Here is a 16996-nt window from a genome sequence, read left to right as displayed (position 1 = left end):
GGCACGGGCGTGGTCCACAATACACTGATGTTTTCCCGCGCCCAAAAGTCTGTTCTTCGCGGCCCTTTCCGCACTACTCCGACCCCGCCCTGGTTTGTGACTGAGGGACGTAAGGCTTTGAAGATCTTCCCGAAGTTGGTCGAGTTCCTGGCCGCGCCTTCACCGACGAAGCTCCCGGCCATCCTGTTGGCAGCCACCGTCGGCTGATCCAGCAGGCCGCGACAACTCCTCATCGCGCTCGCTGTGCTCGGCCAGCTATGGCCAGGCTCAGCGAGCACACTCGATGCGAGCTGTCGCTCGCGGCAGCGGCGCCGCTCTCGTCCCTGCGTTGTTTTTTGTCATCGGTCAGTTCATACATCTTAATATTCTGAAGGAGGATAGTGCCTGTCTTTTGGCCAAGGATGTCACCTTTTACCTGGTCGCGACGTACCAGAAAGAGGATGACTGTTTCGTCTTGACCAACTAAGCAGGCTCTCAGGGAAGAGAGATGTATTGTCTGAGATGTGCCAATCACAAGAATTTCATGAAGAGGAGGTCTTTACATGAGTAAGGCAGCAACGCTTCTGGCGCTAGCCGCGGCTCTGGAGCAAAAGGACTACCAGCAAGCCGCCGCCTATCTCGCTGACCACTTCGTGTATTACGGCACTGGAACTCAAAGTCTCAGCAAGTCTCAATTTCTTGAACTGCTGCAGACACTTCAAAGCGCTCTTCCTACCCTGCGTTTTCACCTTCAGCATCTGTGCGAAATGGGGAATCGCGTGACTGCGCATCTGCGCTTTGCTAGCCTGTCCGTTCAGTCTTTGGCGACCGAAGATAGCCCGGCATCTCAGCCTGGCCTGGGCCACGGCAGCAAGAGCGACCCCCTAGAGGCCGGGCTAGAGTGTACTTTTGAAGGCGCCTTCATCACCAGCTTACGAGTTAAAGCCCCACCCCAGCAGAGAACTGAGGATACGCTGCGTGCGCTAGGAGCCGCGCTTCACCAGAGCTAAGGGAGAGCGTTGCAGGACGGTGCCGGCAACGAAAGCCGCACCAGGCCACGCCAGCGGAGGAAACTGGGGCCAACGTTGTGCCGGAGCTTCCTCCGCCCCACCAGGCCGGCCTGGCTGTGATACCGGCTGTCTTTTCCCTTATTGCCCTTTCTTCCTCTTTCCCGCACTCCCAGGCACTCAGGCGATACCTACCGCGACCACGCCGCTCATGGTCCCGACCAGTAGAGTCCGTCCCACTAATGTCGGCGTGGCGAAACGCGATGTCGGCTCAATGGCTATGCGAGCACGTAGCGCTCCCGTCTCGCGATTGAGCGCGTAGAGCGCTCCTGTGCGATCGACAACGTAGAGGGTATGGCCGCCTACAATAGGCGAGCCGTTAATGTTCGCTGGCGCTTGCCAGCCACGGACTATGCGCGGACCGCTCGCGATCGTCACCTGGAGCACGCCGAGCGAGCAGGGGACATAGATGACATTGTCGACACGAGCCGCCCCACCATAGGCATCGCAGAGCCGCTGCTCTTGGAGCTGTCCCCCAACTCCTCCTAGAGCGTTGGCCCGCAGGAGATAGGCAATCCCCGATTTACCGGCGATGAACAGCAGACCATTGGGAAGCAGGACCGGCCCCAAGGAGCTAAGATCAAGATCGGCAGCATTATCGCTGGCCCACTGCGTCGGCGCAAAGCCATCTTCAAGCTGGAGCGTGGGAGAGAGACGCAGCACTGAGTCACTATGATCCCAGTCACCCGAGGTGACGGCGCCATTGCCTACCGAGACATAGATGTCGCCTGACGCATCAACCGCCGGACCTGCGGGGGCCCAGATGCCTCCTTCGCGAGGTGTGGGTACGCTAAAGGTAAGCATAGCCGCTTGCGGGTTGGTGGTCGGCACGGCAACGACACGCCCTCGATAGTCGCCGCAGTCTCCGTAGAGTCCCCCATAGGCCACATAGATACGCCCGTTGGCGAGAGCCAGAGCGGCCCGCTGTTGGTGGACACGCGGATCAGCTCCCGGAGGGTCAATACTGCGCCTGAATTTCAGGGCCCCGCTGTCGGCATCTACCCCAATGAGGATGTGCTGTGGACCGCTGATTTCGGCGACGGCAAAGACCAGGTTGCTGGCTGGATCATAGACCGGCGTGCCGGTGATGCCGAGCGGATCAATGTTCCCACAGGGCAGGGTCGAGAGGGGTACAGGCGTCCCCACTTTGGTATGCCACACCACACTGCCAGTGCTCAGGTTGAGAGCATAGAGGGAGTCGCCTTCGGTCGCTACGATGACACGCCCGTGCACAACGAGTGGCTCGGCATAGACAGCTCCGTCTAGATGAGTGGTCCAGAGGGAGACAAGGCGTGTTGGATCAGGCGCTGTCGCAACGTAGCCGCTCCGGGTATTGTCTCGATGGTAAGTGGTCCAGTCCGCTCCTCCCCCGCTGGTTGCGGGAGCAGTCGCCGTGACAGCCCCGCCTGGTGTGGCGAGGGCCGGAGATGTGGCGGTCGGTGTGGCCAGTCCAGTTCCAGTTCCAGGATTGCCCCCGCAGGCGACCAGTAGCCCCAGCAGCAGGGTTACCACTCCCCATTTTCCCCCTCGTCTCCACTTCCTGCCTCCCGAGAGCCAACGCCTGTTAGCCCCAGCTCCCTTTTCCCTGGCCCTCCCTCTCGTCAGCTCACGCGAGCCTCTTTCATGATCTGCATGTGCTGTCCTGGACATATGCCTTTCTCCTCCGCAAGAGAGTTTTGCTGTCGCACATTTCTTATGTAAATCTGTTGAAAATACTCCAAACTTACACTTTCCAGCAATAACTTATCTTTTGTGAATAGCATGATAGCAACGCATTCCGTCTGACCAGGAGGCAGAGGAGGTACTTTCGTGCAGGTAGGTAGATGCTACCCTTGACGCACGCTAGTAAATATGCTATCATGCATGACGTATCGCAGTGCGATAGGTTATGCGATACAGTATCACACGGCGGAATACCTGGAGTGACAGGACCTCGTCGTTCCTCTCCATCTGTATCACGTGCGGGAGTTGGCCCTTTAACGGTGCCTGGCATGGCCCCGGGTCAGGGAGCGCAGCCTGGCCCGCCAGGTAATAGCACGGTAGAGGGTTATTTTTTGACCGCTCGCGCGTGGCGCGTCGCGACACTGGCCCTTCTCAATCAGCTTGCGGTATGTCGTTTCTTCTTCAACCCCACTCGCATCGCCGTCGGCGGCGATATGAGTGAGAGCAAGCGTCAGACAGAAAGGACGAAGCAGTCATGAGCAACCTCGGCTTTGAGAACACCGACACCATCCTGATGGAGGAGCGGCTCTTTCCCCCATCCCCCGAAGTCGTCGAGCGAGCCAATATCATGGCTTACATGAAGTCCAAGGGCTTCGATAACTATGAGGACTTCTATCGCTGGTCGCTGGAGCACCGTGAGGAGTTCTGGAACGACATGGCGCGCGAGCTGCACTGGTTCCAGCCCTGGCACACGACTTTCCAGTGGACCGAGAAGCCTTTCTTCCAGTGGTTCGTCGGCGGCAAATTTAACATCGTTTATAACTGCCTCGACCGCCATATGCAAACGTCGACGCGCCAGAAGGTGGCCTACTACTGGGAGGCCGATGATGGCTCCAGCCGCACGCTGACGTACGAGGATCTCTATGTCCTGACCAATCGCCTGGCCAAGGCTCTCCAGAACCTGGGCGTGAAGAAGGGCGACCGCGTTGCTATTTATATGCCTGTCACTCCCGAACTGGTCGCCGCGATGTTGGCCACCACTCGCCTGGGCGCGATCCACACGGTGGTCTTCGGCGGCTTTGCCGCCAGTGCTCTGGAGGAGCGCATTAACGATGCACAGGCGAAGGTGCTCATCACTGTCGATACGGGCCATCGCGGGGGTAAGCTGATTGAGTATAAGAAGATCTGCGATGAGGCCCTGGCCAATACCCCCACGATCGAGAAGGTGATCGTCTTCAAACGCGAGGGCACCGAGGTCCCGATGCAGGCCGGACGCGATGTCTACGCTGATGAACTGCTTCAGGATATCCCCAACGACACCGTGGTGCCCTGCGAGGAGATGGATAGTGAGGATCTCCTCTATATCCTCTACACAAGCGGCAGCACCGGCAAGCCCAAGGGTGTGGTCCATGTCCACGGTGGCTATGCTGTCGGCGTCTATGCAACGACCAAGTTTGTCTTTGATATCAAGCCCGACGATATCTACTGGTGCACTGCCGATATCGGTTGGGTGACCGGCCACAGCTACATCGTCTATGGTCCCCTGCTGAATGGCGCGACCGGTGTGCTCTTCGAGAGTACGCCACAGTATCCCGCCCCCGATCGCTATTGGAGCGTGGTAGAGAAGTACAAAGTGACGATCATCTACACCTCGCCGACGGCGATCCGCGGCCTGATGCGCTTTGGTGAGGAGTGGCCGGCCAAGCATGATCTGTCGAGCCTGCGCATTCTGGGTACGGTCGGCGAGCCGATCAATCCCGAGGCCTGGATGTGGTACCGCCACAATATTGGACGCGATGCCCTGCCAATCATGGATACCTGGTGGCAGACGGAGACGGGCGCCATTCTGATTAGCCCGACGGTCATTCTGCCGCTGAAGCCGGGTAGCGCGACCCGTCCTTTGCCGACCATCGACGCGGCAGTGGTTGATAAGGACGGGAACCCGGTTGAGACGGGCAAGGGCGGTTTCTTGATTATCCGTCATCCGTGGCCATCGATGATGCGCACGATCTACGGTGACCCGGCCCGCTATCGTACTTACTGGGAAACGATCCCGGGCGTCTACTTCGCGGGCGATGCAGCTACCATCGACGAGATCGGCTACTTCCGCATTCAGGGCCGCGTTGACGATGTAATTAAGGTCTCGGGCCATCGCCTTGGTTCAATGGAGATTGAATCGAGCCTGGTGAGCCATCCGGCAGTAGCCGAGGCTGCCGCCATCGGTAAGCCCGATCCGGTTAAGGGCGAGCATATCAAGGTCTTTGTGATCTTGAAGGCCGGTAACGAGCCGTCGGAGGCAATGGCCGAGGAGCTGAAACAGCACGTGCGCACGAACGTCGGTCCGATCGCCACTCCCGATGAGATCGAGTTTGTGACCGCGCTGCCAAAGACGCGCTCCGGTAAGATTATGCGCCGTGTCTTGCGCGCCCGCGAGCTTGGCCAGCCGCTGGGCGATGTGACGACGCTGGAGGCTTAGCCACTTGATGTGAGCGCCGATGGCTTGGGGGGCGCAGCCGCCCAAGTCCGAGCGAGCAGGCCGAATTGCCTCCTAGAGCAGCGAGCGACCGAGTGTTGGTCTGAGAGCACTCGGTCGCTTTTTGCTCTGCGCTGGTGGCCCTGCGCTAGTCCGCGGCAGGTGGCTCGGGCACGCCCAGCCCCGGCGCAGGCAGCTCGGAGGTCGTGGCTTCAGGATAGTAGCGCTGCAAGAGTTCCAGACCAATGCTGGCCCGTCGGACGCGCTCACGCGAGAGGGCGACAACAGTGGCTTCGAGATGACCACCGCTGGGATAGACGTCGGGGGCATTGCGCAGGCCAAATTTGAGATAGACCGGCGCGGCAACTCGCACCAGCTCAGCAATTTCATAGTGACGCACAAAGCCACCGAAGTCATCGGGAGCTTCGACATAGACGTCGAGCGGCATGTCGGTCGCTTGGCGAATGGCAGCCAGTTGGGCAAGCGAAAGATCAGTTGGGGTGTTGAGAGTGCTGCCCCCAAGCTGTTCCATAACACGCGCCGCCGCCGGATTAGCGGTACCAATCTGGACTGAGAGTTTGAAGACGAAGTTCGGGGGCAGTTGACCAGCCTTCTTCATCTCAGCGGCAACCCACAGCAGGCCCTCGTCGGCAACAAGTACCGAGCGGATGCCCAACTGAGCGGCACGACGAATGTCCTCCAAAGCGTAGATGAGCTGGTCCATGCCGCGCTGCCTGGCTCCTAGGTTCCGCCCGGAACGGCTCCAGAACTGAGCCCCTGTGTCCCAGCCAGCGCGTGGCCCCACAAAGAGGCTGACTTCGATCCCCATTTCATACCCCAGCCGAGTCATCGCCTTTATCTCGTCGGTACGCAGTAGCATGATGCCACTGCCCTGTGAGACGCGATGTATGCGTACCCCATATTCCCGCGCCGCTTCCCGTACAGCCTCCAGGGCCGCCGGTCCCTCAACGCTGGGAATCTCAATCCGATATTGGGCTCCATCCGGGAAACGCTTGGAGGAGGTGGGCAGTTCATGCGCATCCCCTGCCGGTAGGCCCAGCCGCGTGACAAAGGCGCGCGTTTCTTGCATTATTTCAGCCATTGCCTTGCGCTCCTGTATTGCAAACCTGCATGCTCTCGCTGAGGAGAGCGCTCTCCTACACTGCTCGCTGCGCTCCCCGCAAGGTCGCCTTTGATTCCCCTTAGCTGAGGCGGGGCTTACTCGGACATCCCACGCACAGGGAGACCTTCCCAGGCCTGGCGCAGCTCACCGCCAGGGTCGTTCTCAAGGCGACAGGTCAGGTCAAAGATCATAGTGGCCCGCTGCTCTAGGGTATAAGCTGGCCAGTGGGGCAGAGCGGGGGCAGTCGGCACTCCGTGGCGTGCAAAGGCGAGCCAGGCGCTGCTCATGCTGGCTGCCAGCCTCTCTAGTTCGGGTCTCAGGCCCTCGGTGGCTCCCAGGAAGCGCCGCGCCGGTTCCAGGTTGTCAAAGACGAAGGGGATCTCTAGCGCGTGGCACGATTTGAGCTTGCCATCGAGAATCGGGGTCTCCCAGGTAAAAAGATACATGTAGACGGGTGCTCCCCCCTGCCGGGCTTTGCGTTCAGCCTGGCGAATGGAGTTGATACGCATCATAGCATCGCTCAAAAGAGCAGTATAGCGCTCCGCCGGCGTCTGATTGGGATAGGCGCGGGCGTAGGCCGCCAGCAGGCGCTCAACAGCCTCGCCATCCTTGAGCAGGGCCTGGACCCGCTGGCGCAGCCCCACCTCATCAAGGGCACTGAGTTGCGAATCACTAAGGAGGAAAAGCGTGGCTTCGTCCTTGTTGGTACCTATGATTAGGGGAACATGGGCCGAGATCGCCGGGGCCTCGGGATCAAAGGGATGCTGGGGGAGAATATGACCATCGACCACCGGTCCCCAGGGGCCGAGCGCATTGGGGTTGATAGCGTCGTTGACTGCGATGATGCGCTGCGCTGGAATCTCATGTAGCTGCTCTTTGTTGGCGCGCGAGATGCCCAGGGCCCGCAGTAGGCGTTCGGCACGCTCAGTAGCCTTTTCGCGCGTGGCCATGCGGAGGGCCGGACCACTCTGGACGATGGCTCGCTGGAAGAGTCCCGCCGCTCCCGGCATAGCCATCAGCACGCTGACCTTGGCCCCCCCTCCCGATTCGCCGAAGATGGTGACGTTCTGAGGATCACCGCCAAAGGCTTCGATATTATCGCGCACCCACTCTAAGGCGGCGACAAGATCGAGCATGCCCACATTGCCAGATTCGGCATAATCGTCGCCAAGCACATCGGCCAGATGTAGGTAGCCAAACGGCCCTAGCCGGTGATTGACGGTGACGACTACTACATCGCCTCGCCGCGCAAGGTTAGTGCCACGATAGAAGGCTGCTGAGCCAGAACCCATGCTGAAAGCACCACCATGACACCAGAAGAGCACGGGACGCTTGCGACCATCCGCCACCGCTGGGGTCCAGACGTTAAGATAAAGGCAGTCTTCGCTTTCTTCTTCGCGTCCCCCTTCACCAATGATGGCCCGCAGGCGCTTCATGCCCTCGGGTGGCTGGGGACAGGCCGGCCCGTACTTGAGGGCATCACGGACCCCAGCCCAGGGTTCCGGTTTTGTCGGTGGGCGAAAGCGGTTCTCTCCTCCCGTCGGCCCGCCATAGGGAATGCCCTTGAAGGTTGCGATGTCGTGGATGGTTGTTCCTCTGACTTTGCCTGCCGAGGTTTCGACGATGAGATCAGCCATCGCTCTAATGCTCCCTTTCGTTGATCTGGTCTTCTGCTCTCACTAAGTCACTAGGCCGCTCTCTTTTCTCCCTGTCTTTGCTCCCTGGTCTGATGGCGCCGATCTGATTGGAGGCCGTTCCCTTGCCTCACCGGAAAGTCTGATGATCGTCTCGGCATGGCCCCTTGAGAGGGTCAGGTGGGCTGCCTGCGGGGCAGACAAAGGAAGGCTGCCGCAGCAACACATGCGCTTGAGAGGGCTGCAGAGGTAAGCAGTAGCGGAAAACGGATGCATTGAGTAGCGGCACCGGTCTGATGTACCATTACAGTACGCTGGCCTCTCGTCTTCTGACGACTGTCATGCGGTGCAGTAGCCCTGTCACAGCAACTATACGTTACGTGGCCATTGAACGTCAAGCCGCGTCAAGAAATGGAGGAAGGTCATGGAGATTGTACCTGGCATTTACCGCCAGGAAGCCTACATCGGCAAGAAGCTGATGGCCCATCACCTGATTGTCGGTGAGCGCTCGCTGCTGGTCGACGCGGGCACGCCGGAGTTGGCGCGCGAGGTGCTGATTCCCTGGCTCGCGGAGATGTTGGGTGACCCCGCACGCCTTGATATGATTCTGGTGACGCATGGAGACGTCGACCACTTCGGCGGCCTGGAGACACTGCGTGCCGCCTGCCCACGTGCGCTTACCCTGGTGCCTGCCCTCGATCGGCGTTGGATTGAGGATGCTGAGGCGATCTTCCGTGAGCGCTACGATGCTTACCATGCCGATCATGGCTTGACTTATGCCCCGGAAATGACGCAGATGCTGCGCTCCTGGCAGGGGAATCCTATCCCCACTACCCTGGGCCTGACCGGCGGCGAAGATATCCGCTGCGGGCCAGAGCTGCTGCTGCAGGTGCTGCATGTACCCGGCCATACACCCGGCCATTTGATGCTCTGGGAGCCGCACCGACGTGTCGCCATTATCGGCGATGCTCTCAATGGGGCTACGCAGATCGATCGCGATGGCGCTCCGACGGCTCCTCCTCCCTACACCGATCGCGATATCTACCTTACTTCTATCCAGACGATTGCTTCGTTGCAGCCTACTATCCTGCTCACTGGTCATTTCCCAATTATGCGCGATCAGGAGGTGACAGCCTTCCTAGAGGCGAGCCGCGATTTTGTCTTGCGCACTGACGCCGTGCTGGCACGTCTGCTGGCCGAGGCTAAGGAACCTCTCACGCTGGCACGCTTGATTGAGCTGGCCGATCCTCTGCTCGGCCCCTTTGGCTTTCCCCCTGATCTGGAGTACGCGCTGGAGGCGCATATGCGCTGGCTAGAACGCCGCGGACGTGTACGCCGCCTCCAACGCGAGGGCGTGGTGACCTGGGAAGCCAGTGAAAGCTGAGTGCCTTCTTCTGACGCTGTTCCCACCCACCCAGTGCTCTGGAGTTCGATAGAGCATAGTTAGCCGCATGGCAGAGCGACCAGAACAGGGCAAGAGAGGCCAAGGTCGAGCCGGTCTGAGCTAGCTCAGCTTGTAGCTTCTGTCTGCGCGTAGAGAGATGACAAGGCTGTCACGCTTCACTCCCTCAGTTGAGGAAAAGGAAGGAACAGAAAGAGGAGCAAAGCTATGGGAACACTTTCCGGTCGCTTGGCGCTGGTCACTGGCGCTGGCATGGGCATCGGCCAGGGCATTGCTATTGAGCTGGCGCGCCAGGGTGCCACCGTCGGGATTCACTATGCCCACAGCGAAGAGGGCGCACGCGAAACAGTTGCTCGCATCGAGGCTTTGGGCGGGAAAGCAGTCGCTGTCAAAGGCAATCTGGCCAAAGTGGCTGAGTGCCGCCGTGTCGTTGACGAAATCGCCGAGGCTCTGGGGGGACTGGATATTTTGGTCAATAATGCAGGGGTGACGCGCGCCGACGATTTCCTTAAGATCAGCGAAGAGACCTATAACGAAGTCTTCGACCTCAATATGCGCGGCTACTTCTTCTGCGCTCAGCAGGCCGTACCTTACATGCTTAAGCGCGGCGGCGGTTCGATCGTGAATATCACCTCGATTCACGGCTACGCTGGCTTCCCACGGCACTCGGCCTACGCCGCTACCAAGGGGGCAATTATTGCTTTCACACGAGAGCTGGCGATAGAGCTGGCACCGCGGCGTATCCGGGTCAATGCTGTTGGCCCCGGTATCATCGAGGTGCCTCGCTATTTCGCTATCCCTGGCTATACGCGCGAGCTGGGCAATACTTTGGTCCCCTGGGGACGCGTCGGTCACCCCGAGGATATCGGACCGGCAGTTGCCTTTTTAGCTTCAGATGCCGCCGAATTCATCACTGGCCAGGTGCTCTATGTCGATGGCGGCACCACCGCCCGTATGGGGCTGTGGTGGGATCAGGGCGATACTCCTCAATAGCTTCCAGCGTCCCCTGCCTTTCTCAGTCTGTTCTCTAGAGCTAGTCTCATCTGACCGGAAGCAGGCTGATCGTCTGTGCACGCTCAGCCTACCTCCGGTCTCGGTCAGTCCGTGGATCAGGATGAAAGACCAGCATCTGGCATGCAGGGCTTTCCGCGCGACGGTACATCCGTTTCGTCCCTTAGCGTGAGATTGATGATGTGGCATTTTTGCGACAAATGATCTATAGTTCATAAACGGGGGTGGCAAATAGCCCACTAGCTCGCCATAGCTTACCTGATCCACGCGGCGCGACGACTTGCTGTTGCACCACTCCCAGTGCGCTTTACTCTACTTACCTTCCTTTCTACCATTGTCTAAATTAGGAACACCAGGAGAGACAGGAGAGCATGACCCGCAACGATCCTACGCTGCCAGCTACTCAGGTGGAGCAGCGACAGTCTGCAACTGGGACAACAGCCACGACCTCCCGCGCTGTTGATGCCCAGGCGGCTAGCGTCATTGGCTGGATTTTGCAGGGCGGCGTCCTGGTGAGCGCCGCTATTATTATGGTTGGCGTCGTCTGGCTTTTTTTGCAGCCTGGCGGCTCTGCAACGACAAGCGTAGCCCGGTTTCCTCACTCGCTGCCGGATTTGGCGCTTGGCCTGCTCCAAGGGCAGGCTGTGGCGCTCATCGTTCTCGGCCTTGCTGTGCTCATCGCTACGCCGGTACTACGCGTTGCCACTTCAATCATTGCCTTCGCTCTTGAGCGTGATTTACTCTATGTACTAATTACGCTAGTTGTGCTGCTGATTTTACTCTACAGCCTTTTCTTTGGTGACCGCGGTGCGAGCAGCGCCCATCTCGGCAGTCTGGCCCATTTCCGGTTCTCGGCCCTGGTTTTTGCCCTCATCTTCTGTGGCTCGGTAGCTGCTGGTCTGCTTGGTGCCCTCATCGGTCTGGGCGGTGGCGTTCTGATCGTGCCTTTGCTGACGCTGGTCTTTGGCCTGCCGATCAGTTTCGCTATCGGGGCCAGTATTATCTCGGTGATCGCCACCTCCAGCGGCGCTGCGGCGGCCTATGTGCGCGATCGTATGACGAACATGCGCGTCGGCATGTTTTTAGAGTTGGCTACTACCACGGGAGCGATCAGCGGCGCCTTTCTGGCCGGACTGTTAGCACCGGGAGTCTTGGGGGTCATCTTCGGCGTAATTCTGCTGCTGTCAGCGCTGCCCACGCTCTTCAAAATGGGTGAGGAGCTGCCTGCAGGGGTGCAGAATGACTGGTTGGCAACGCGTTTGCACCTGGCGAGCAGCTACCCTGATGAGCACCTGGGGCGTGAGGTGAGCTATCAGGTGACGCACACCCCCCTGGGTTTGCTCCTTATGTATGTGGCCGGGGTAATTTCGGGTCTACTAGGCATTGGCAGCGGCGCTTTTAAGGTGTTGGCAATGGATGTTGTGATGCGCCTACCCCTGAAGGTTTCAACGACCACCAGTAACTTTATGATCGGCGTGACAGCGGCAGCCAGTGCCGGCATTTACTTCGCTCGCGGCGATATTCCCCCTTTGGTGGCCGCCCCGGTGGCTCTGGGCATTCTCCTCGGGGCCTTGATCGGCTCCCGCTTGCTCTCACGCCTGAGCAACCGCGTTATCCGGCTGGTCTTTTTGCCGGTGATTGTGGCAACCGCCATAGAGATGATCCTGCACGGCCTGGGCATTGGAGGCTTCTAGCCCCTCGTACTTGCCCTCGACGGCAGCAGTGGCCGCTCTGATGAGCACCAGGCAATCAGAGGCGCGGCAGAGGCACAGCCAGAGCCATGCTTCTGCTCTGCCCTTGATTTCTGACTGCTCTCTATGGCATCATTTTAGTAGCCTGGGAGTAGTTTCTGATTGAGTGGAGCATAGTACAACGTATGGTTACCGTAGCTGGCTTTCATCCACAGATTCGTCCCCCCTGTCCTCTCCTCATCTGCTCTCTCTGAGCGCCAGCCCGCCAAGCCCTGGAGCGGGCCAGCTTTTTGCTGAGCGAAGCGCTTCCGAGCAGGGACAGCGACACCTTGTCCAGGGGGCTGGGATCTTGCTCATTCTCTCTCATCACGCGAAAGAAGAGATCTCCGCGGGCTGGAGACTGTTTTTGGCTTTGCGTCACTGCGCCTCATCATAGCAATTTGTTTCGCTTGGCTGGCTCAGCAGGCTTCTGCTACTGGCGCAGTCATCGCTGCTTCTGGTGAGTCCCCGTCTGGTCTGTTGTTAGCAATCAGAACTGAGGAACGGTTACTGTGCGTATTTCTCCCCCTCCTTTGACGAGCCGGCGCTCTGGCCTGCACAGCCTGGCAGGCTTGGCGCCACTTGGAGCCTCCTGTCTGTGGGGAGGCATGTATGTCGTGAGCCGCGCCAGCTTTGGAGCGATCCCTCCGGTCACCTTGGGGCTGCTGCGTCTCCTGTTAGGAGGTGCCGCTCTCTGGCTGGTGCTGCGCCTACGTGGACCACGTGAGCGCTTGCAGCGCCAGGAACGTTGGCGCCTGCCACTGCTCGGCCTGTGCATCGCCGCTACGATCACTACGCAGTTCATTGGTACCAATTTGGCCAGCGCCCACGATGGTGCGCTGCTAACTACGATTACGCCGCTCTTCATTGTCCCGCTAGCCTGGCTGCTGCTCGGCGAGCGTCCGCGCTGGCGTATTGTTGCCGGTACGCTGCTGGCCCTGGTTGGCGTAGTCATTATTGTCGGTAGCGAGCAAAGCAATGGGGCAAGTACTCAGGCGCGCTCGCTGCTACTTGGCGACGGGCTGTTGATTATCTCTGCCTTCTTCTGGGCTTTGTTCACTGTACTCGGGACGCCACTGGTCCGCAAATACTCGGCCCTGGTGATCACAACGTATGGAACGCTCTGGAGTCTGGTCTTTTTTCTGCCGCTGGCGCTGTGGGAGCTGAGCCATCTTCCTCGGCTCTCTTTCTCTCTGAGTTCACTGGCCAGCGTGCTCTACCTTGGACTGGGAGCAACGGCTCTCGCCTGGTTCCTCTGGTATCGTGGTGTGGAACGGTTGCCTGCCGGCGTCGCGGCAGTCTTTTTCTTCGCGCAGCCGCTGGTCGGCGGGCTGTTGAGCGCGCTCTTTCTTCAGGAAGTGCTGGGAGCAGGCTTCTGGCTCGGTGGCCTGGTGTTGGCGCTCGGGATCATGCTGGCTTCGCTCTGATCGACACTTCCTGGCGGGTGAGGGAAGCGCCTGCCACGGTCGCAAGCACGCGCTTCCCTCTCGCGCTCGCTCCCACCCCTCTGAGCCTGTTCAGCTAATCTATTCATCGCCATCTGTGGAAATAGGGAGCAGCAGAGCTAATCAGTCTGATTGGCCGGACACGCATTGAGCAATGTGGTGAGGTGAGCCAGTGTCTCCATGATGCAGGCTTCCTACGCCCGCCCCTTGATGCGAGTCTCCAAGGCGGCTACTTCGTTCTCGATGCGGGCCTCTAGGGCCGCCATATCTTCCTTGGTAGCCATCTTCTCTTCGAGAGAAGCTACACGCCTCGCCAGCGCTTCCATACGCATCTCCAGCCCGACCATCCGGCCCTTGAGGCTGGCCATGCGCTGCTCGAGGCTGCCAGTGCGCATCTCTAGCAGCGCTGTTCGCTCCTGCATAATGCGTACATTCTTGCGCGTTGCCACGAGCAGCGCTTCTAGACGCTCAAAACGGCTCTCGATCTGACGTTCGCTCCCTAGCTGGTACTCGGCCAATTGACGGAAACTCACCTGCACCTCAGAGGCCAGCTCTTTGGCTTCCACGCTGAGGACGGCAATGGCATGCTCCTGAGCACTGACAGGGGTGACCAGCCAGGACTGTTCCAGAGAGATCCTCTGCCTACTTTCCTTTCTTTCAAATCAAGCGGGCGGCTCATGCACGCGACGCCCCATCGAGAAGAGCGCGGCGATCTCCCCTCTTGAGGAACCTGCCTGGCTTAAGCCAAAATGACCTCGATGCCAAGTTCACGCAGGCGAGCCAGCGTCTCGCGATCCAGGCCGCTATCGGTAATAATAGTATCAACAGCGCTCAGTGGCGCCACTGTCGTCAACATCACCTTTCCGAACTTGCTGTGATCAGCCACCACAATACGTCGCCGTGCCCGTTCAAGCATGGCCTGCTTTGTGCCGGCCTCCTCAAAATTGAACTCAGTCAGCCCATGTTCGATCGTAATCCCTCCGACCGCAATAAAGGCCTTATCGACCTGAAAGCTCCGCAGCGTTCGTTCCGCCAGATGACCAACTAGCGACAACTCGCTTGGGCGCAGCTTGCCCCCTACCACGATCACCTGAATCGCCGACTGATTGGCCAGCTCCAAAGCCGCCCGGAGATTTGTTACCAGCACTGTCAGATTCCGCTTTCCTTTGAGTGCCCGCGCGATCTCCAGTGTCGTCGTCCCCACATCGAGAATCAAGCTCTCTCCATCACTGATCAGCTCCACGGCCCGCGCGGCAATGCGACGCTTCTCCTCAGCATGCTCGGTCTCGCGCGCGCTAAACGGCGGCTCATAACTGGCACCCCGCAGGCTGATGGCCCCCCCATGCACCCGCCTGATCAATCCCTGTTCCTCCAGCTCCTGCAAATCCCTGACCACCGTAATGTTCGAGACAGCAAAGCGCTGCGCCAAATCACGTACCGAAGCAACGCCGCTCGACTCGATAATCTCAAAAATCTTCCGTCGACGCTCCTGGGCAATAATCTTGGTTTCCTTCTTCATTCAGCACATGCTCCCTCAAATTGCTCTCCTTCACCACCGTGGCACATAGCTGGCAAGCAGACAAGCAAGGCTCTCCAGTAAGAGCCTGTCTTTTTGCTCGCCCTTTCCCAGACCCGCGACCGCCCGACCTTCTGCTCACGTTCTAACGAGCATTGTATCATGCCCTCCCTCTCCACGAGAGGACTCAGCGCCTCAGCCCCCTCAACGGGTGACCTCTCCTCTCTCACTAGGCCTCATGCAGGAGCAAAAACTGCCCAAAAAGAAAAAGCAACCAGGAACGCTATCCTTACCTAGAGCTGTCTCTCACGGCGTCTTTAGAGCAGAGTACCCAGCGCCGACTGTTGAGCAGCATAGAGCGAAGTGGGTACTACTCTGCTACATCGTTGAGCTGAGATGAGGAGGAGACATGGCAAAAGTCGATATTCACGAGACGACAAGAGCTGCTCGCGACATGCAAGAGCAGTATTTTCGGACCACTGATCGTCTGCCAGGCGAGATGTGGTACTGGGCTGCTCTGGTCTCAATCATTACCTCAGCGGTTCTATTCGTGAGCGGTAAGCGGGATTGGGGGCTGTTCGTTGGCCAGTGGCCACCAGCTTTCCTGCTCTTTGGCATCTTCCATAAGCTGCTGCGACCCTCACGCAGCCAGTTCTAAGCCCGGCCAGTCCCCACACCATCCCCTATCACGCTAGTCCCTTTGGGAACGGACGGAAGAAGGAGGACTTTCAGCTACCGTAGCTGAGAGAGATTTTCCCTTCGGGGCCCTGCTCCTTCCTCCGTTCCCTTTTCCGCCTGCTCTCCGCTGAACAAAGCAGGCTCGAGTACTGGCTAAAGCGCGGACCGTTTCCCAAAGCGCCGCAGACGCAAAGCATTGCCCAGTACCGACACTGACGAGAGAGCCATCGCCGCCGCCGCAAAGATTGGCGCCTGCTCCTTGAGGAAGGGAATCAGCGGCGAGAGAATCGCCGTTGGGATAAGCACAACGTTATAGGCAAAAGCCCAAAAGAGATTTTGCTTGATAGTGCGCAGCGTCGCCCGCGACAAAGCCAGAGCAGTAGCCAAGCTCCGCAAATTTCCCTTGACCAGGACCACATCGGCTGTCTCCAGGGCGATATCGCTGCCATTCCCCATTGCAATGCCGACATCGGCCTGAGCCAGCGCCGGGGCATCGTTGATGCCATCGCCAGCAAAAGCCACCTTTAGCCCTTGCTGCTGAAGACGACGTACCTGCTCAGCCTTCTCCTCCGGTAAGAGACCGGCAAGCACATGCTCGCTAGGAATGCCCACCTGGGCCGCAATGGCCTGAGCTGTACGAGGATGATCACCGCTTACTAACCAAAGCTGTAGCCCCTGAGCCAGCAATTGGTGCACCGCCTCAGCCGAGCCAGGCTTCAATGTATCAGCCAAAGCCACTACGCCCGCCAGCCGTCCCGCAACAGCCACAAGCATGACTGTATTGCCCTGTTGCTCCAGGCGCTCAAGATCGCTACGCACAGCCTCTAGCTCGACACCATGCTCCTCCAACAGGCGTGGCCCCCCAATCAGCACCCGCTGCCCCTCTAGAAGAGCTTCCAGGCCACGACCGGGTAGAGCCGTTAGCCGCTCTGGCCTGCGCGCTAGCGCTAAGCCACGTTGGCGCGCCGCATCCACTACCGCGCGCGCTAGCGGATGCTCTGAGCCTTGCTCAACCTCGGCCGCCACCTGCAATAGCCCAGCCTCATCCCATGGTTTCAGCGCCACCAACGCCGTGACCCGGGGCTTGCCACGCGTCAGGGTTCCCGTCTTATCAAAGAGGATGGCCTGCACCGCCTGAATGCGCTCCAGGCTCTCGCCGCCCTTGATCAAGATCCCTTGCTCAGCCCCCACACCCGTGCCCACCATGATCGCCGTGGGAGTTGCCAGGCCCAGAGCACAGGGACAGGCCACCACCAGCACAGCCACAGCGGCAATC

14 protein-coding genes and 2 pseudogenes are annotated in these 16996 nt (G+C 59.3%); 10 read left to right on the top strand and 6 right to left on the bottom strand.

Annotated elements, in window-relative coordinates:
- The 3 genes and pseudogenes from IRZ24_RS06750 to IRZ24_RS06740 form a co-directional block, all read left to right on the top strand.
- Window positions 1–207 (top strand): annotated as a pseudogene (locus tag IRZ24_RS06750) (NAD-dependent aldehyde dehydrogenase); the annotation flags it as partial.
- Between the two features lie 76 nt (window positions 208–283).
- On the top strand, window positions 284–466 hold the full coding sequence (locus IRZ24_RS06745) for a hypothetical protein (RefSeq protein ID WP_297161522.1): 183 nt from the start codon (window positions 284–286) through the stop codon (window positions 464–466).
- Between the two features lie 76 nt (window positions 467–542).
- Window positions 543–989, top strand: a complete 447-nt coding sequence (locus IRZ24_RS06740) for a nuclear transport factor 2 family protein (protein ID WP_297161519.1) — start codon at window positions 543–545, stop codon at window positions 987–989.
- 177 nt (window positions 990–1166) lie between these two features.
- Here the strand turns inward: IRZ24_RS06740 and IRZ24_RS06735 are convergent, their stop codons facing one another.
- Window positions 1167–2558 (bottom strand): PQQ-binding-like beta-propeller repeat protein, encoded by a 1392-nt coding sequence (locus tag IRZ24_RS06735; protein WP_297161516.1) that lies wholly within the window; start codon window positions 2556–2558, stop codon window positions 1167–1169.
- 685 nt (window positions 2559–3243) lie between these two features.
- Here IRZ24_RS06735 and acs point away from each other — a divergent pair.
- On the top strand, window positions 3244–5184 hold the full coding sequence (gene acs / locus IRZ24_RS06730; protein ID WP_297161513.1) for an acetate--CoA ligase: 1941 nt from the start codon (window positions 3244–3246) through the stop codon (window positions 5182–5184).
- Between the two features lie 145 nt (window positions 5185–5329).
- Here acs and IRZ24_RS06725 read toward each other — a convergent pair whose 3' ends face one another.
- Window positions 5330–6271 (bottom strand): U32 family peptidase, encoded by a 942-nt coding sequence (locus IRZ24_RS06725; RefSeq protein ID WP_366914246.1) that lies wholly within the window; start codon window positions 6269–6271, stop codon window positions 5330–5332.
- Between the two features lie 128 nt (window positions 6272–6399).
- On the bottom strand, window positions 6400–7941 hold the full coding sequence (locus tag IRZ24_RS06720; protein ID WP_297161507.1) for a carboxylesterase/lipase family protein: 1542 nt from the start codon (window positions 7939–7941) through the stop codon (window positions 6400–6402).
- Between the two features lie 421 nt (window positions 7942–8362).
- On the opposite strand from IRZ24_RS06720, the gene IRZ24_RS06715 reads away from it, so the two are divergent.
- From IRZ24_RS06715 to IRZ24_RS06700, 5 genes and pseudogenes are all read left to right on the top strand, one after another.
- Window positions 8363–9322 carry an MBL fold metallo-hydrolase gene (locus IRZ24_RS06715; RefSeq protein ID WP_297161503.1) on the top strand — a complete coding sequence of 320 codons (960 nt, stop codon included), beginning with the start codon at window positions 8363–8365 and terminating at the stop codon, window positions 9320–9322.
- 225 nt (window positions 9323–9547) lie between these two features.
- Window positions 9548–10333 (top strand): 3-oxoacyl-ACP reductase family protein, encoded by a 786-nt coding sequence (locus IRZ24_RS06710; RefSeq protein WP_297161500.1) that lies wholly within the window; start codon window positions 9548–9550, stop codon window positions 10331–10333.
- Window positions 10334–10722: 389 nt separating this feature from the next.
- Window positions 10723–11133: pseudogene (locus IRZ24_RS19765) on the top strand (DUF1634 domain-containing protein); the annotation flags it as partial.
- A 75-nt stretch (window positions 11134–11208) separates the two neighbouring features.
- Complete coding sequence (locus tag IRZ24_RS19760) at window positions 11209–12045, top strand: sulfite exporter TauE/SafE family protein (RefSeq protein ID WP_366914245.1); 837 nt, start codon at window positions 11209–11211, stop codon at window positions 12043–12045.
- A gap of 548 nt (window positions 12046–12593) precedes the next feature.
- Window positions 12594–13508 carry a DMT family transporter gene (locus IRZ24_RS06700; RefSeq protein ID WP_297161494.1) on the top strand — a complete coding sequence of 305 codons (915 nt, stop codon included), beginning with the start codon at window positions 12594–12596 and terminating at the stop codon, window positions 13506–13508.
- A gap of 212 nt (window positions 13509–13720) precedes the next feature.
- Here IRZ24_RS06700 and IRZ24_RS06695 read toward each other — a convergent pair whose 3' ends face one another.
- Both IRZ24_RS06695 and IRZ24_RS06690 read right to left on the bottom strand, forming a co-directional pair.
- Entirely contained in the window at window positions 13721–14065 is a 345-nt protein-coding gene (locus IRZ24_RS06695) for a hypothetical protein (protein WP_297161491.1), read from the bottom strand.
- Window positions 14066–14265: 200 nt separating this feature from the next.
- Window positions 14266–15045, bottom strand: coding sequence for a DeoR/GlpR family DNA-binding transcription regulator (locus tag IRZ24_RS06690; protein WP_297161489.1), 780 nt, complete (start codon window positions 15043–15045; stop codon window positions 14266–14268).
- A 406-nt stretch (window positions 15046–15451) separates the two neighbouring features.
- On the opposite strand from IRZ24_RS06690, the gene IRZ24_RS06685 reads away from it, so the two are divergent.
- Window positions 15452–15700, top strand: coding sequence for a hypothetical protein (locus IRZ24_RS06685; protein WP_297161486.1), 249 nt, complete (start codon window positions 15452–15454; stop codon window positions 15698–15700).
- A 173-nt stretch (window positions 15701–15873) separates the two neighbouring features.
- Here the strand turns inward: IRZ24_RS06685 and IRZ24_RS06680 are convergent.
- Window positions 15874–16996 (bottom strand): heavy metal translocating P-type ATPase (locus IRZ24_RS06680; RefSeq protein WP_297161483.1); only part of this gene is annotated, 1123 nt, incomplete at its 5' end.

Source organism: Thermogemmatispora sp. (genome assembly GCF_019683755.1).
Lineage (GTDB): Bacteria > Chloroflexota > Ktedonobacteria > Ktedonobacterales > Ktedonobacteraceae > Thermogemmatispora.
This window is presented reverse-complemented; position numbering and strand designations above follow the sequence as displayed.

Bases quoted from the DNA above. Each gene is read 5' to 3' on its own strand.
- IRZ24_RS06715 (WP_297161503.1), top strand. From the start codon at position 8,363: ATGGAGATTGTACCTGGCATTTACCGCCAGGAAGCCTACATCGGCAAG.
- IRZ24_RS06725 (WP_366914246.1), bottom strand. From the start codon at position 6,271: ATGCAAGAAACGCGCGCCTTTGTCACGCGGCTGGGCCTACCGGCAGGG.
- IRZ24_RS06710 (WP_297161500.1), top strand. From the start codon at position 9,548: ATGGGAACACTTTCCGGTCGCTTGGCGCTGGTCACTGGCGCTGGCATG.
- acs (WP_297161513.1), top strand. From the start codon at position 3,244: ATGAGCAACCTCGGCTTTGAGAACACCGACACCATCCTGATGGAGGAG.
- IRZ24_RS06685 (WP_297161486.1), top strand. From the start codon at position 15,452: ATGGCAAAAGTCGATATTCACGAGACGACAAGAGCTGCTCGCGACATG.
- IRZ24_RS06720 (WP_297161507.1), bottom strand. From the start codon at position 7,941: ATGGCTGATCTCATCGTCGAAACCTCGGCAGGCAAAGTCAGAGGAACA.
- IRZ24_RS06745 (WP_297161522.1), top strand. From the start codon at position 284: ATGCGAGCTGTCGCTCGCGGCAGCGGCGCCGCTCTCGTCCCTGCGTTG.
- IRZ24_RS06690 (WP_297161489.1), bottom strand. From the start codon at position 15,045: ATGAAGAAGGAAACCAAGATTATTGCCCAGGAGCGTCGACGGAAGATT.
- IRZ24_RS06740 (WP_297161519.1), top strand. From the start codon at position 543: ATGAGTAAGGCAGCAACGCTTCTGGCGCTAGCCGCGGCTCTGGAGCAA.